13 protein-coding genes are annotated in these 15,306 nt (G+C 73.5%); 1 reads left to right on the top strand and 12 read right to left on the bottom strand.

Going from position 1 to position 15,306, the window contains the following annotated elements; translation table 11 throughout:
• Positions 1 to 114 precede the first annotated feature (114 nt).
• From ACFY1P_RS15315 to fmt, 6 genes are all read right to left on the bottom strand, one after another.
• Positions 115 to 1,557 (bottom strand): GuaB1 family IMP dehydrogenase-related protein, encoded by a 1,443-nt coding sequence (locus ACFY1P_RS15315; protein ID WP_361532969.1) that lies wholly within the window; start codon positions 1,555 to 1,557, stop codon positions 115 to 117.
• Between the two features lie 194 nt (positions 1,558 to 1,751).
• Entirely contained in the window at positions 1,752 to 2,924 is a 1,173-nt protein-coding gene (locus ACFY1P_RS15310) for a pyridoxal phosphate-dependent aminotransferase (protein WP_390750834.1), read from the bottom strand.
• A 177-nt stretch (positions 2,925 to 3,101) separates the two neighbouring features.
• Positions 3,102 to 4,091, bottom strand: coding sequence for a sugar-binding domain-containing protein (locus ACFY1P_RS15305; RefSeq protein ID WP_361532981.1), 990 nt, complete (start codon positions 4,089 to 4,091; stop codon positions 3,102 to 3,104).
• 144 nt (positions 4,092 to 4,235) lie between these two features.
• Positions 4,236 to 4,922 carry a ribulose-phosphate 3-epimerase gene (gene rpe / locus ACFY1P_RS15300; RefSeq protein ID WP_361532963.1) on the bottom strand — a complete coding sequence of 229 codons (687 nt, stop codon included), beginning with the start codon at positions 4,920 to 4,922 and terminating at the stop codon, positions 4,236 to 4,238.
• A gap of 544 nt (positions 4,923 to 5,466) precedes the next feature.
• Positions 5,467 to 6,903, bottom strand: coding sequence for an RsmB/NOP family class I SAM-dependent RNA methyltransferase (locus tag ACFY1P_RS15295; protein ID WP_390750833.1), 1,437 nt, complete (start codon positions 6,901 to 6,903; stop codon positions 5,467 to 5,469).
• A 120-nt stretch (positions 6,904 to 7,023) separates the two neighbouring features.
• Entirely contained in the window at positions 7,024 to 7,953 is a 930-nt protein-coding gene (gene fmt / locus ACFY1P_RS15290) for a methionyl-tRNA formyltransferase (RefSeq protein WP_361535514.1), read from the bottom strand.
• A 256-nt stretch (positions 7,954 to 8,209) separates the two neighbouring features.
• Here fmt and ACFY1P_RS15285 point away from each other — a divergent pair, with 256 nt between their 5' ends.
• Positions 8,210 to 8,713, top strand: a complete 504-nt coding sequence (locus ACFY1P_RS15285; RefSeq protein WP_390750832.1) for a hypothetical protein — start codon at positions 8,210 to 8,212, stop codon at positions 8,711 to 8,713.
• A gap of 186 nt (positions 8,714 to 8,899) precedes the next feature.
• Here the strand turns inward: ACFY1P_RS15285 and ACFY1P_RS15280 are convergent, their stop codons facing one another.
• From ACFY1P_RS15280 to ACFY1P_RS15255, 6 genes are all read right to left on the bottom strand, one after another.
• Positions 8,900 to 11,056 (bottom strand): primosomal protein N', encoded by a 2,157-nt coding sequence (locus tag ACFY1P_RS15280; RefSeq protein ID WP_390750831.1) that lies wholly within the window; start codon positions 11,054 to 11,056, stop codon positions 8,900 to 8,902.
• A 104-nt stretch (positions 11,057 to 11,160) separates the two neighbouring features.
• Positions 11,161 to 12,369 (bottom strand): methionine adenosyltransferase, encoded by a 1,209-nt coding sequence (metK, locus tag ACFY1P_RS15275; RefSeq protein ID WP_361530482.1) that lies wholly within the window; start codon positions 12,367 to 12,369, stop codon positions 11,161 to 11,163.
• Positions 12,370 to 12,545: 176 nt separating this feature from the next.
• Entirely contained in the window at positions 12,546 to 13,754 is a 1,209-nt protein-coding gene (gene coaBC, locus ACFY1P_RS15270) for a bifunctional phosphopantothenoylcysteine decarboxylase/phosphopantothenate--cysteine ligase CoaBC (protein ID WP_390750830.1), read from the bottom strand.
• 114 nt (positions 13,755 to 13,868) lie between these two features.
• On the bottom strand, positions 13,869 to 14,141 hold the full coding sequence (gene rpoZ / locus ACFY1P_RS15265) for a DNA-directed RNA polymerase subunit omega (RefSeq protein ID WP_004948662.1): 273 nt from the start codon (positions 14,139 to 14,141) through the stop codon (positions 13,869 to 13,871).
• 59 nt (positions 14,142 to 14,200) lie between these two features.
• On the bottom strand, positions 14,201 to 14,791 hold the full coding sequence (gene gmk / locus ACFY1P_RS15260) for a guanylate kinase (RefSeq protein ID WP_361530489.1): 591 nt from the start codon (positions 14,789 to 14,791) through the stop codon (positions 14,201 to 14,203).
• Between the two features lie 38 nt (positions 14,792 to 14,829).
• On the bottom strand, positions 14,830 to 15,153 hold the full coding sequence (locus ACFY1P_RS15255) for an integration host factor (RefSeq protein ID WP_116210718.1): 324 nt from the start codon (positions 15,151 to 15,153) through the stop codon (positions 14,830 to 14,832).
• Between the last annotated feature and the right edge of the window lie 153 nt (positions 15,154 to 15,306).

Raw genomic sequence — 15,306 nt, 5'->3', positions numbered from 1 at the left:
TCGGTACATGTCGGCGTCAACAGCCGCCGAATGGGGCACTGCTCACAGGCGCGGGAAACGCGAAAGGGGCGCGGCCCGGAGAACCGGACCGCGCCCCTTCGGGGATCGCTTCGCTTACTGCCAGCTGGCGTGCAGCGGCTTGCCCTCGGCGTAGCCCGCGGCGCTCTGGACGCCGACGACGGCACGCTCGTGGAACTCCTCCAGGGAGCCCGCGCCGGCGTAGGTGCAGGAGCTGCGGACGCCCGCGATGATCGAGTCGATCAGGTCCTCGACGCCCGGACGGGTCGGGTCGAGGAACATCCGCGAGGTGGAGATGCCCTCCTCGAACAGACCCTTGCGGGCCCGGTCGTAGGCCGACTCCTCGCTGGTGCGGTTGCGCACGGCGCGGGCCGAGGCCATGCCGAAGCTCTCCTTGTAGAGCCGGCCGTCGGCGGACTGCTGGAGGTCGCCCGGGGACTCGTACGTCCCGGCGAACCAGGAGCCGATCATGACGTTGGAGGCACCGGCGGCGAGCGCCATGGCCACGTCGCGCGGGTGGCGGACGCCACCGTCGGCCCAGACGTGCTTGCCGTACTTCTTCGCCTCGGCGGCGCACTCCATGACCGCGGAGAACTGCGGGCGGCCCACGCCGGTCATCATGCGGGTGGTGCACATGGCGCCGGGGCCCACACCGACCTTGATGATGTCCGCGCCGGCCTCGATGAGGTCGCGCACGCCCTCGGCGGCGACGATGTTGCCCGCGACGATCGGCACCTGCGGGTCGAGGCCGCGGACGGCCTTGATCGCGGAGATCATCGACTCCTGGTGGCCGTGCGCGGTGTCCACGACGATGGTGTCGGCACCGGCCTCCAGCAGGGCCTTGGCCTTGCCGGCCACGTCGCCGTTGATGCCGACGGCGGCGGCGATGCGCAGCTTGCCGTCCGCGTCGGTGGCGGGGGTGTAGAGCGTGGCGCGCAGGGCGCCCTTGCGGGTCAGGATGCCCGCGAGCCTGCCGTCCTTGTCGACGGCGGGCGCGAGCTTGCGGTGCGCGGCGTCGAGCTTGTTGAACGCCTCGCGCGGGTCGATGTCGGCGTCGAGGAGCAGCAGCTCCTTGGACATGACCTCGGACAGCTGGGTGAAGCGGTCCACGCCGGTCAGGTCCGACTCGGTGACGACGCCGACCGGGCGGTGGTCGCCGTCGACGACCACACCGGCGCCGTGCGCGCGCTTGTGCAGCAGCGACAGCGCGTCGGCGACGGTCTGGGTGGGCGCGAGGACGATCGGGGTGTCGAGGACCAGGTGGCGGCCCTTGACCCAGGAGATGACCTCGGTGACGACCTCGATCGGGATGTCCTGCGGGATGACCACGAGGCCACCGCGGCGGGCGACCGTCTCCGCCATGCGGCGGCCGGCGATCGCGGTCATGTTGGCGACCACGAGGGGGATGGTGGTGCCGGTCCCGTCCGGGGCGGAGAGGTCCACGCCCTGGCGGGAGCCGACCGCGGAGCGGCTGGGCACCATGAACACGTCGTCGTACGTCAGGTCGTACGGCGGCTTCTGGTCGTTGAGGAATCGCATACTGGCTCTCTCACCTGCGGTTTTGAGTACAAAGCGGGTGGGGAGTCAGCACCGAGCCAGCTCCGGATCGGGCTGAGGTTCCTGGACCCATCATCCATGATGCCTCCGCGTGGTGACGAACCGGAGCCCGATTCTCATGGGTTCGCCCAGAGTCGGGCGGGCGCGTCTGTGGCATCGGACAGGAGCCCGCCCGGTCAGCCCGACAGGCCCTTGAGGCGGGCCACCGCCTCCTCCAGCACGGCCGTGCGCTTGCAGAAGGCGAAGCGGACGAAGGGGGCGCCCTCGGCGCGGTTGTCGTAGAAGACGGTGTTGGGCACGGCCACCACGCCCGCGCGCTCGGGGAGGCCGAGGCAGAAGGCGAGACCGTCGGTCTCGCCGAGGGAGCGGATGTCGGTCGTGATGAAGTACGTGCCGGCCGGGCGGTGCACGGTGAAGCCCGCGTCCGCGAGCCCGGCCGCCAGCAGGTCGCGCTTGGCCCGCAGGTCGGCGCGGAAGTCCTCGAAATAGCCGTCGGGCAGCCGCAGCGCCTCCGCGATCGCGTACTGGAACGGCCCGGAGGAGACGTAGGTCAGGAACTGCTTGACCGAGCGGAGCGCGGCGACCAGGGGTGCGGGTGCCGTCGCCCAGCCGACCTTCCAGCCCGTGAAGGAGAAGGTCTTGCCGGCCGAGCCGATGGTGACGGTCCGCTCGCGCATGCCGGGCAGGGAAGCGAGCGGGACGTGCTCCGCGCCGTCGAAGACGAGGTGCTCGTAGACCTCGTCGGAGATCACGAAGAGGTCGTGCTCGGCCGCCAGGGCGGCGACGGCCGCGAGCTCCTCGCGGGTGAGGACCGTGCCCGTCGGGTTGTGCGGGGTGTTGATCAGGAGCACCCGCGTCCGGGGGGTGACGGCGTCCCGCAGCTCGTCGATGTCCAGGCGGAAGGCGCCCTCGCGGGGGCGCAGCGTCACGGGCACCCGCTTGCCGCCCGCCATGGCGACGCAGGCCGCGTACGAGTCGTAGTACGGCTCCAGCGCTATCACCTCGTCGCCGGGCTCGACCAGGGCGAGCAGCGCGGCGGCGATCGCCTCGGTCGCGCCCGCGGTGACCAGGACCTCGGTGTCGGGGTCGTACGCCAGGCCGTAGCGGTGCGCCTGGTGGTCGGCGACGGCGAGGCGCAGCTCGGGGACGCCGGCGGCGGGCGGGTACTGATTGCCGCGGCCGTCCCTCAGGGCGCGGACGGCCGCCTCCCTGATCTCCTCGGGGCCGTCGGTGTCCGGGAAGCCCTGACCGAGGTTGATCGCACCGGTCCGGGCCGCCAGAGCGGTCATCTCCGCGAAGATGGTGGTGCCGAACTCCGCCAGGCGGCTGTTCACGGGCTTCCGGGTCATGCGTGCTCTCCCTCGACGGGCGGATGTGCGGGGCATGGTGCGTCCGCACATTCTCACAGCCGGGCGTCTCGCGGGGAGCAGGGCCTGCGTACGGCACGGGCCGGACACGCGCACCGCCCGCCGGGGCGAACCCCGGCGGGCAGTGCGGGTGGAGCGTGGTGGGTGGAGCGTGGCGGGTCAGTTGCCGTCCGGGTCCGCCCGGTCCAGCGCCGGGCGCGGGCCCGGACCGGTCTCCAGCAGCAGATAGTCGGCGGCGGCGGTGTCGGTGACCAGGCTGGTGACCAGCCCGGACCGCAGCACCGCGCCGATCGCGGCGGCCTTGCGCAGACCACCGGCGATCGCGACGACCTCCGGTATCCGGCGCAGCCGGTCCGCCTCGACGGTGATGCAGCGCTCGCCCAGGTCACGGCCGATGCGCCGGCCCTCGGCGTCGAAGAGGTGCGCGGACATCTCGGCGGCGGCGCCGAGCGAGGCGTAGTGCGCGCGCTCCTCCTCGCCGAGCATGTCGTAGACGGTCGAGATGCCGGGCGCCCAGGAGCCGATGGACACGGCGGCCACGGTGACCTTGTCGAAGTAGTCGAAGGCCCGCGCGATGCCGGTCTGGCCGCGCAGCGCCGCGGCGGTGGCGGAGTCGGGCAGCAGCATCGGCGCGTAGATCGGGTGCGCCTCGCCGCCGGACACCTGGGCCGCGCGGCGCACGGCCTCCACCGAGCCGCGCTCGGCGGTGCCCGCGTCGTAGACACCGGTGAGCTGGACGACCGTGCACGGCGGCAGCCGGTGCAGGGCCGCGGCCATGTGGATGGTGGATCGGCCCCAGGCCAGGCCGAGGACGTCGCCCTCGTGCACCAGCTCGCCGAGCAGGTCTGCGGCCACCTCGCCGAGGTTCTCGGGGTCGGGCGCGTCGTCGGCCGCGTCGGCCGGGGACTCGACGACCACGGCGTGCCGCAGGCCGTAGCGGGCGCGCAGCGCGTCCGAGCGCTCCGCGTCCAGCTCGGCCGGCACCCGGATCTCGATCCGCACCAGATCCCGCTCCAGAGCGGTCTCCAGCACGCGGGCCACCTTGAAGCGGCTCACGCCGAACTCCTCGGCGATCTGGATCTTCGACTTGCCCTCGAGGTAGAAGCGGCGGGCCATGGCCGCCGCCTGCACCAGCTCGGCGGGCCCCATCGGCGTGGCAGAACGGCCCGTCGACACCTCGGTCTCCTCACTTCTGTGTTCAAGCTGTGGACTCGACCGTCATCCTGTCAGAAACGGCGGTCCTTTGATCAGGCCCTGCGCGGCACCACGGCATTCCGGGCGCGCGAAACCGGGTCAGTGCGCGCAGGCCCAGGGCGCGGCGGCCGTGGCCAGCTCCGCCTGCTCCCTCAGCGAGCGTACGGCCGCCGCCGGGTCCTGCGCACCGTAGACGGCGGAGCCGGCCACGAAGACGTCCGCCCCGGCCTCCGCGCAGCGCTCGATCGTCTGCGCCGAGACCCCGCCGTCGACCTGGAGCCACAGCTCGAGACCGTGCCGCTGGATGAGCTCGCGGGTCCGGCGGATCTTGGGAAGCATGATGTCGAGGAACGCCTGGCCGCCGAAGCCGGGCTCCACGGTCATGATCAGCAGCATGTCGAGCTCGGGCAGCAGGTCCTCGTACGGCTCGATGGGCGTCGCGGGCTTGAGCGCCATCGACGCGCGGGCGCCCTTGGCCCGGATCTCCCGCGCCAGCCGGACCGGCGCCGCGGCGGCCTCGGCGTGGAAGGTGACCGAGCCCGCCCCGGCCTCCACGTACTGCGGGGCCCAGCGGTCGGGGTCCTCGATCATCAGGTGGCAGTCGAGGGGGGTGTCCGTGGCCTTGCCGAGCGCTTCGACGACCGGCACCCCGAGCGTGAGGTTGGGGACGAAGTGGTTGTCCATGACATCGACATGGAGCCAGTCGGCGCCCTGCACCGCCTTCGCCTCCTCGGCGAGGCGGGCGAAGTCGGCGGAGAGGATGCTGGGGTTGATCTGCGCGGCCATGCGTTTAGCTTGCCATGTCGCGTGCGCTGGGCTGGACCGGGTCCACGGTGCGGGGGCCGGTGGGCGGCTGCGGGTCGGTTCGCCGCCTGCGGCGGGAGCGGCCTGCGGCCGCGTCCTCAATCGCCGGACGGGCTGAATGGTGCGGGTCCGCTGCTCCCCCGGCTACCTCCCCCAGACTCCGTCCGGGGGCGCCCCCAGCGGCGGGCAGCCTCAAACGCCGGCCGGGCTGAGATTGCGGACCGCAGTCCGTAGCCTGCGACGCTGGACGAGCTGGATGCGCGGACCGCAGTCCGCAATCCCTGCGGCCCACAGGCAACGAACCCACGGTCCGTGAAATCCAGCCCGTCCGGCGTTTGAGGACACCGCGCGAAGCGCGGTCAGGGGTCTGGGGCGCAGCCCCAGTTTCGGGAAGGGGCGGATAGGGGAAAAAGCCCGCCGCAGGCGCCCACCCACCCGCACCCGGGGGGGCTGGGGCACGCGCCCCAGCCAGGAAGGGGCGAGGCTGGGGAAACAAGCCCCGCCATCACCCACGCGCAACCGTCCGTCAGGACACCCGACGCAGAAGGGCCAGATACATCGCATCCGTCCCATGCAGATGAGGCCACAGCTGGACGTCCGGCCCCTCACCAACCGCCGGGACGCCGCACATCAAAGGCCGAGCATCGATCCACTCCGCGTCCACCCCCTGCCGCTTGAGGACGTCCTCCACGACGGCGCGCGTCTCCGCGGGGTGCGGCGAGCAGGTCGCGTAACCGACGACGCCGCCGACGCGCACCGCCCGCAGCGCCTCCCGCAGCAGGTCGCGCTGGAGCGGCGCGAAGCCGGCGAGGTCCTCGGGGCGGCGGCGCCAGCGCGCCTCGGGGCGCCGCCGCAGGGCGCCGAGCCCGGTGCAGGGCACGTCGACGAGGACCCGGTCGAAGGTGCCCTCCCGCCACGGCGGGCGGGTGCCGTCGGCGGCGATGACCTGGTAAGGGCCGGGGTTGCCGGCGAGCGCCCGCTCGACGAGCCGCGCGCGGTGCGGCTGCTTCTCGGAGGCCAGCAGCGCGGCGCCCCGCTGGGCCGCGAGCGCGCCGAGCATGGCGGCCTTGCCTCCCGGGCCCGCGCAGCCGTCCAGCCAGCGGCCGTCCGGGCCGTCCAGCGGAGCGTTCGCGAGGGCGAGGGCGACCAGCTGGCTGCCCTCGTCCTGGACGCCCGCCCGGCCCTCGCGCACGGCGTCCAGCGCGCCGGGCTCGCCGCCCTCGGCGAGCCGCACCGCGTAGGGCGACCACCGGCCGGGCAGCGCCGACTCCTCGCCGGCCGCCGCCAGCAGCTCCTCGGGGGTGGCCCGGCCCGGCCGGGCGACGAGGGTGACCTCGGGCCGTTCGTTGTCGGCGTCGAGGAGGTCCTCGATGCCCGCGCGGCCGCCACCGAGCGCGTCCCACAGCGCGGAGACGATCCACCGCGGGTGCGAGTGCACGACGGCGAGGTGCTCCTCGGGGTCGTCCTCGTAGGGCGGGGCGACCTTCTCCAGCCAGCCGTCGAGGTCATGGGCGGTGATCCGCCGCAGGACCGCGTTGACGAACTTCGCCCGGCCGTCGCCGAGCACGACCCGCGCCAGCTCGACGCTGGCCGACACCGCCGCGTGCGCGGGGATGCGGGTGCCGAGCAACTGGTGCGCGCCCAGGCTCAGTACGTCCAGCACCGGCGGGTCGACCTCGCGCAGCGGCCGGTCGATGCACGAGGCGATGATCGCGTCGTACGTCCCTTGGCGGCGCAGCGTCCCGTAGACCAGCTCGGTGGCGAGCGCGGCGTCGCGCGCGTCGAAGCCGCCCTCCTCCTTGCCCTTCTCGCGGGCCTTGCGCAGCAGGGGCGGGAGCACGAGGTTCGCGTACGCGTCCCGCTCGTCCACGGCCCGCAGCGCCTCGAAGGCGAGGATCCGGACCGGGTCCTTCTTGGGCCGGCGGTGCGGTCTTGCGGGGCGGCGAGGGGCCTGATCGTTCACGAAAGGTGCTCCGGGGCGTAAGTGGTGAAGGGTCCAGCGTACGCGGTGCCGTGTTCCGCAAGGGGCGCGGAGCTGCGACATCGTGCAGCCGCCGAGCCGCGCTACGGGCCGCGGCAGCGGCTAGCCGAGCCGCTCGCCCGCCACGATGCGAACCCCACGAGCCCAGTCGGCGGCGGCCATGGGCTTCTTGCCCTGCGGCTGCACCCAGCGCAGCTCCACCGCGTGCGAACCCGTCCCGACGTGCACCGAGTTCTTCGCGGCCGCGATCTCGCCGGGCGCGAGGCCGGCGCGGTCGGGCGTGGGCGAGACCGCCATCACCTTCAGCCGCTCGCCACGGAAGACCGTCCACGCGCCCGGCGCCGGCGCGCATCCCCGTACGACGCGGTCGACGCGCAGCGCGGGCGCGGACCAGTCCAGCCGGGCGTCCTCGACCTGGATCTTCGGGGCGAGGGAGACGCCCTCGGCGGGCTGCGGCACGGCCTTGAGGGTGCCGTCCTCGATGCCGTCCATGGTGGCGGTGAGCAGCCCGGCGCCCGCGAAGGCGAGCCGGGTCAGCAGGTCGCCGCTGGTGTCGGTGGGCCGGACCTCCTCGGTGAGCACTCCGAAGACGGGCCCGGAGTCCAGGCCCTCCTCGATCAGGAAGGTCGAGGCCCCGGTGACCTCGTCGCCCGCCAGGACCGAGTGCTGGACGGGAGCGGCACCGCGCCACGCGGGCAGCAGCGAGAAGTGGAGGTTGACCCAGCCGTGGGCGGGGATCTCCAGGGCGGCCTTGGGCAGCAGGGCGCCGTAGGCGACGACCGGGCAGCAGTCGGGGGCGATCTCCCGCAGCCGGGCGAGGAATTCCGGCTCGCGCGGCCTGGCGGGCTTGAGCACCTCGATGCCCGCCTCCTCCGCGCGCTGGGCGACGGGGCTGGCGACCAGCCGGCGGCCGCGCCCGGCGGGGGCGTCGGGACGGGTGACGACGGCGACGACCTCGTGACGGTCGGAGGCGATCAGGGCGTCGAGGGCGGGGACGGCGACCTCGGGGGTACCGGCGAAGACGAGCCTCATGGGTGGCGAACTACCTCTCCTCGAGCGCCGAACGGAACAGCCCACCAGTCTAGAGGCCCCGGGATCAGGGGGCGTACGGGCCGCCCCGCGCCCCATTCCGGAGGATGTGCGCCCCCATACCGTGACCCGGCGGGCCGTGGCGCGTTGTGGTCAAGAGAGATTGACCGGGACGGGCCGCTGCCGCGGCCCGCTTGACGTTGGTGTCAACTCTCGCCCTTTTTAGTCCTTTTACCCCGCCGGTCCGAGAGGCTTCTTCATGGCCGACCACGCAACCCACGACGCCCAGGCACGGGCCAGCCTGCATCTTCTGGTCCGGGACATCGAGCGGGTCCGCAGGCAGGTGGACGCGCTGCGCACCCTCACCGCCCAGCTGGGCAATGTCTACCGCCCCCGGCGCACCGGCCCCTCCGCCGGTTTCGTCGTCTACGGGCGGGCACCCGCACCGACCGTCCGGCTGGCCCAGGAGCTGCGGGACAGCGTCGAGACGCTGGTGACGGCGGCGGTGGACTTCGACCGCTCGCTGGGCTTCTCGTGGGACGCGGTGGGTTCGGCGCTCGGCGTCACCAAGCAGGCGGTGCACCGGCGTTACGGAGCGCGCCGCTCCAGCGGGCAGGCCGCCACCGAGGGCACTGAGGCCGTCCGTACGGCCGAGCCGTCCGCCGTGCCGGTCGTGCCCGCCGCCCGCACCATGCCGGGCCAGCCCTCCGTCGCACGCGACGAGCCGCGGCCCCCGGCCTTCCCGGGCCCGCGCAACGGCTGAGCCCCTGCGGGCGGCTCGCACGGCGCCGGGTCCGGCACAGCCGGTCGCGCCGGGGACGGCGCACGCCGGACGGCCCGTGCCGGGCACTTCGCTCCCGCCGGAACGGCGAGCGACCCACGACGAGGCCGCCGCCGGCAGCCCGCGGACCCGCCACCCCGGAGCGGCCGACCGCCGCAGGCCGGCCCGTCAGCCGATGTCCGGGGGATCGATCCGCAGCCGCACCGGTTCGCCGTCGCGGCGCGCCAGCCGGGCCGCCTGCGCCGTCTTCAGGGCGGCCGCCAGCGCCGCCCCCCGCCCGGGGCGCACCCGGAGCAGGGCCCTCTCCCACCGCTCCCCCGGCGGCGGATCACCGGGGCGCCGCGGGCGGCCCGGGGCCGTCACCGGCAGCGGCACCGGCCCGAGCACCTCCGCGTCCTCGGGGAGCTCCGCCGCGGCGAGCAGGTCGGCGACGTCCTCCGGCGGGCCGGAGACCGATGCCATGCGGGACACCGGGGGGAAGCCGAGCTCGGCACGGTCGGCGAGCTCCCGCATCGCATGCCCGGCGGGATCCCAGCGCACGAGCGCCTGCACGGGCCGCAGCGTGGGCTCCGCGACCACGACGACGACCCCGCCGTCCTCCTGCCCGCGGACGAGCGACGCCGCGGACAGCCAGCGCCGCAGGGCCTCCTCCCCCGCCCGGAGGTCGGGGAAGCCGAGCAGGGCCCAGCCGTCGAGCAGCAGGGCCGCGGCATAGCCGCCTTCGGCGACGGGCTCCGCGCCGGGCGTGGAGACGACGATCGCGGGGCGGTCGGGCACCGTGTCGAGGACGTGGTCCCGTCCGGAGGTCCGTACGGGCACGGACGGGAAGGCCCGGCCGAGCTCCTCGGCGGTGCGTCCCGCGCCCACGACCCGGGCCCGCAGCCGGGATCCGCCGCACTCCGCGCAGTGCCAGCCCGGGGGCGCGCCCTTCCCGCACCAGCCGCACCGCAGCGCGCCGTCGGCGTCGGCCGCCTCCAGGGGACCGGCGCAGTGCCCGCACCGGGCGGGCTCGCGGCACCGCTCGCAGCCCAGCCGGGGCACATAGCCGCGGCGCGGCACCTGGACGAGGACCGGCCCGTGCTTGAGCCCCTCGCGGGCGGCCTGCCAGGCGTGGCTGGGCAGCCGGGCGGCGCGGGCGGCCGCGTCGCGGGCCTCGTCGGTGTCGCCGACGGTCCGCACTGCCGGTGCGACGGCCCGCACGGTCTCGCGGGCGGCGGCGAGCGGCAGGGCCCATCCCGTGTTCACCAGCTGGGCGGCCTCCACCGTGCAGCCGAAGCCACCGAGCAGAAACGCGGCCTTCTCGTGCACCGCGCGCTGCACGAGCACCTCACGGGAGTGCGGGTGCGGCGCGTTCTGCGCGCTGTGGCTGCCGTCGCCGTCGTCCCAGACGGCGACGAGCCCGAGGTCCCGCACGGGCGCGAACATCGCCGCCCGTGTGCCGACCACGGCCCGCACCGAGCCCCGGCTGACCGCGAGCCAGCGGCGGTACCGCTCCTCGGGCCCGAGCTCGGCCGTCAGCAGCACGTGCAGGCCCTCCCCCAGGATCTCCCCCAGGGCGGCGTCGACGCGCGCCGCGTCCCGCCCGTCCGGCACGACTATCAGCGCGCCGCGCCCGGACGACAGTGCCGCCGCCGCGGCCCGCGCGAGCTCCTGCGGCCAGTGCGGGCCGGGCAGCGCCGTCCACACGGCCCGCGGGGCGTCCCCCCTGGCCACGGCGTCGAGGAAGGCGGGCCCGGCGGGATACCGCGCCCAGCTCCCGGGCTCCGGCACTCCCGGCGGGGGCAGCGGCGCGGGCGAGGGCTCCGCCTCGATACGGGCGTGCCGGGGCGGCACGGCCAGCTGCAGCACGTCGGCGAGCGAACCGGCATAACGGTCGGCGACCGCCCGGCAGAGCTCGTAGAGCGCGGGGCTGAGCACCGGCTCCGGCGAGAGCACCTGGGCGATCGCGGCGAGCGGCCCCTGATAGTCGGACTCGGCGACCCGCTCCACGATGTACCCGTCGAGCAGCCCGCCGCCTTCCCGGCGCCCGCCGCGCACATTGCGCGTTCCCGCTCCGAAGCGCACGCGCACCCGCACCCCCGGTTGGGCATCGGCGTCGAGCTCCTCGGGCACGGCGTAGTCCCACAGCCGGTCCAGGTGGACGGGCCCCTTGTCGACGAGCACCCGCGCGACGGGCAGCGCCCCGGCCAGCGGCGCACCGCGCCACGTGCGCGGCTTGGCCTTGGGCGCCTTGGCCTTCGCCTCGCGCACACTCTCCCGAATCAGCGCGAGCTGCTCCCCCTGCTCCGGGGCACCACCCTGAGACCGCCCGTTCTCCCTGCTCACAGCCACAGTCCTACCAGACCCCACTGACAACGCCGGGCGGACTGGAGAACCAGCCCGCCCGGCGTCGAGGACAGCGGTGACCGGGGCACCGGCCCCGGAGGTGCTTACAGGCCCGCGGCCTTCTTCAGGGCGTCCACGCGGTCCGTGCGCTCCCAGGTGAAGTCGGGGAGCTCGCGGCCGAAGTGGCCGTAGGCGGCGGTCTGCGCGTAGATCGGGCGCAGCAGGTCCAGGTCGCGGATGATCGCGGCCGGGCGGAGGTCGAAGACCTCGCCGATCGCCGTCTCGATCTTCTCGACGTCGACGGTGGCGGTGCCGAAGGTCTCGACGAACAGGCCCACCGGCTCGGCCTTGCCGATCGCGTACGCGACCTGCACCTCGCAGCGGGTGGCCAGACCGGCGGCGACGACGTTCTTGGCGACCCAGCGCATCGCGTACGCCGCGGAGCGGTCGACCTTGGACGGGTCCTTGCCGGAGAAGGCACCGCCGCCGTGGCGGGCCATGCCGCCGTAGGTGTCGATGATGATCTTGCGGCCGGTGAGGCCGGCGTCGCCCATGGGGCCGCCGATCTCGAAGCGGCCGGTGGGGTTCACCAGGAGGCGGTAGCCCTCGGTGTCCAGCTTGATGCCGTCCTCGACGAGCTCCTTGAGGACGTGCTCGACGACGAACTCGCGGATGTCGGGAGCCAGCAGCGAGTCCAGGTCGATGTCGGACGCGTGCTGGGAGGAGACGACCACGGTGTCCAGGCGCACGGCCTTGTTGCCGTCGTACTCGATGGTGACCTGGGTCTTGCCGTCGGGGCGCAGGTAGGGGATGGTCCCGTTCTTGCGGACCTCCGACAGGCGGCGCGACAGGCGGTGCGCGAGGTTGATCGGCAGCGGCATGAGCTCGGGCGTCTCGTCGCACGCGTAGCCGAACATCAGGCCCTGGTCGCCGGCGCCCTGCTTGTCGAGCTCGTCCTCGTCGCCCTCGACGCGGCTCTCGTACGCCGTGTCGACACCCTGCGCGATGTCCGGGGACTGGGCACCGATGGACACCGACACGCCACAGGAGGCGCCGTCGAAGCCCTTCTTGGAGGAGTCGTAGCCGATCTCGAGGATCTTGTTGCGGACGAGCGTGGCGATGGGGGCGTAAGCCTTCGTCGTCACCTCGCCGGCGACGTGCACCAGGCCGGTGGTGATCAAGGTCTCGACGGCGACACGCGAGGTCGGGTCCTCTTTGAGGAGAGCGTCGAGAATGGTGTCGCTGATCTGGTCAGCGATCTTGTCGGGGTGACCCTCGGTCACTGATTCCGAGGTGAACAGGCGGCGGGACACATCGCTCCCTGGGGTTGCAGCGGCTGCTGGCTGATCATTGACGGACCCGGCCGAGAGCTGCGCTCGACGCGGATCCAGAGGCCAGTTTATCCGGCGAACCCGCCGTTGGGACATCCCGTCGCACATCCACGACGCTGTGACCTGTGATCCCCGCCTCAGCGGGGACCCCGGCGGCATCAGGAAAGGCGCTCGGCCACCAGATCCCAGACGGTCTCGGCGAGGGCCTCCTTCGGCCCGTACGGGACGGGGGTCTCGGAGCCGTCGGGGGCGAGGACGACGGCCTCGCTCGCCTCCGCGCCGAAGGTCTTGGCCTCCCCCACTTCATTGACGACCAGCAGGTCACAGCCCTTGCGGGCCAGCTTGGCGCGGCCGTTGGCGAGCACGTCGTCGGTCTCGGCGGCGAAGCCCACGACGACCTGTCCGGGGCGGCCGCGCTCCGCCGAGATCTCGGCGAGCACGTCGGGGTTGCGCACCAGCTCGACGGGCTCGGGCTCCTGCCCGTCCCGCTTCTTGATTTTGCCCTCGGCGTAGCGGGCGGGACGGAAATCGGCGACCGCGGCCGCCATGACCACGGCGTCGGCGTCGGCCGCGGCCTTGAGGACGGCCTCGCGCAGCTGTATCGCGGTGCCGACCTGGACGACGTCGGCCCCGGCGGGGTCCGGCAGCCCGGTGTTGGCGGCGACGAGGGTGACGCGGGCGCCCCGGGCCACGGCGGTACGGGCCAGGGCGTAGCCCTGCTTGCCGGAGGAGCGGTTGCCGAGGAAGCGGACGGGGTCCAGGGGCTCGCGGGTGCCGCCCGCGCTGATGACCACGTGGCGGCCGGCGAGGTCGGCGGCCTGGGATCCGGCGCCGCGGGCCAGCACCCGGCGGCAGACCTCGAAGATCGCCTCGGGGTCGGGGAGGCGGCCCTTGCCGGTGTCGACGCCGGTGAGGCGGCCGACGGCGGGCTCGATGACGATCGCGCCGCGGCGGCGCAGGGTCGCCACGTTCTCCTGGGTGGCCGGGTTCTCCCACATCTCGGTGTGCATGGCGGGCGCGAAGACGACGGGGCAGCGCGCGGTGAGCAGCGTGTTGGTCAGCAGGTCGTCGGCGAGGCCGTGGGCGGCCTTGGCCAGCATGTCGGCGGTGGCGGGCGCGACCACGACGAGCTGCGCCTCCTGGCCGATGCGCACGTGCGGCACCTCGTGCACCGAGTCCCACACCTGGGTGGCGGCGGGGTGGCCGGAGAGCGCGGACCAGGTGGCCTCGCCGACGAAGTGCAGGGAGGCGGCCGTCGGCACGACGCGTACGTCGTGTCCCGACTCGGTGAGGCGGCGCAGCAGCTCGCACGCCTTGTAGGCGGCGATGCCGCCGCTGACCCCCAGGACGACCTTGGGCTTGTCCATCGCTTCGCTTCTCCCCGCGCTCCGGCGCACTTCCGTGGCTTCTACCTACCCCATGACACACCAAGGGCCCGGCAGCTGCTCTGCCGGGCCCTGGATGACGTCGAATGTGCCGCTCTACTGGGCCGGGGCCTCGATGGCCTCGGAGGTCAGCAGACCGGCGTTGATCTCGCGGAGCGCGATGGAGAGCGGCTTCTCGTGGACGTGGGTGTCCACCAGCGGGCCGACGTACTCCAGCAGACCCTCGCCGAGCTGCGAGTAGTACGCGTTGATCTGGCGAGCGCGCTTGGCGGCGTAGATCACCAGGCTGTACTTCGAGTCGGTTGCCTCGAGCAGCTCATCAATCGGCGGGTTGATGATGCCCTCGGGCGCGGTGATGGAAGAGGACACTGTCTGCCTTCCGATGGGGGTGGAGATCAAGAACTCTGGGGTCTGGGGATACCCCCAGTTCAACGGAGCAAGGCTAGCAGCTCGCGCGCCACGTCCTCGACGGAGGTGTTGACGAGCGTCACATCGAACTCCGCCTCGGCGGCGAGCTCGACCTTGGCCGCGGCCAGGCGGCGCTCGATGACCTCGGGCGACTCCGTGCCCCGGCCGGTGAGCCGGCGGACCAGCTCGTCCCAGCTCGGCGGCGCGAGGAAGACCAGCCGGGCGTCCGCCATGCTCTCGCGGACCTGCCGCGCGCCCTGGAGGTCGATCTCCAGCAGCACGGGCTGCCCCGCGGCCAGCCGGTCGAGGACCGGCTGACGCGGGGTGCCGTAGCGGTTGCCTGCGAACTCGGCCCACTCCAGCAGCTCCCCGTTGGCGACGAGCTTGTCGAAGTGCTCGTCGTCGACGAAGAAATACTGGACGCCGTCCTGCTCGCCTGGGCGCGGCTTGCGGGTGGTGGCGGAGACCGAGAGCCACACCTCGGGGTGTGCCTTGCGCATGTGGGCGACGACCGTGCTCTTACCGACCCCGGAGGGGCCGGAGAGCACGGTCAGCCGCGGTTGTCTGGCCGGGGATACGGGGGACGTCCCCCGGGAGACTGCAGTACTCATGCAGTGATTATCCCGGTTCCCAGGAGTGCCTGGGAACGTCAGGCGGCCTTGCCGCCGAACTCACGCTCCAGGGACGCGATCTGGTTGGAGCCGAGACCGCGCACCCGGCGGCTCTCGGAGATCCCGAGCCGCTCCATGATCTGCTTGGCGCGGACCTTGCCCACACCGGGAAGGCTTTCCAGGAGTGCGCTCACCTTCATCTTGCCGATGACCTCGTTCTCCTGGCCCTGCTTGATCACATCGTGCAGCGAGGCGCCGGAGTGCTTGAGCCGATTCTTGACCTCGGCGCGCTCCCGGCGAGCCGCGGCGGCCTTTTCGAGCGCGGCTGCGCGCTGTTCAGGGGTAAGGGGCGGAAGAGCCACGCCTACGTCACCTCGGATATCGAACTGTCGGATAACGGACCGGTGTGGAACCTAGTCGGCCCACACCTGGGGAGCAACGAGCAACGCGCTTGCGCGTTCGCTCTCGTCGGAGACTAGCGGCCGATCCCGCTCCAGTCAGCGAGAACAGACGAA

The sequence above is a fragment of the Streptomyces sp. NPDC001407 genome, assembly GCF_042895325.1.
In the GTDB taxonomy this organism is placed as follows: domain Bacteria; phylum Actinomycetota; class Actinomycetes; order Streptomycetales; family Streptomycetaceae; genus Streptomyces.
The sequence above is the reverse complement of the archived record's forward strand: the minus strand, read 5'-3'. Positions and strand labels throughout refer to the sequence as shown.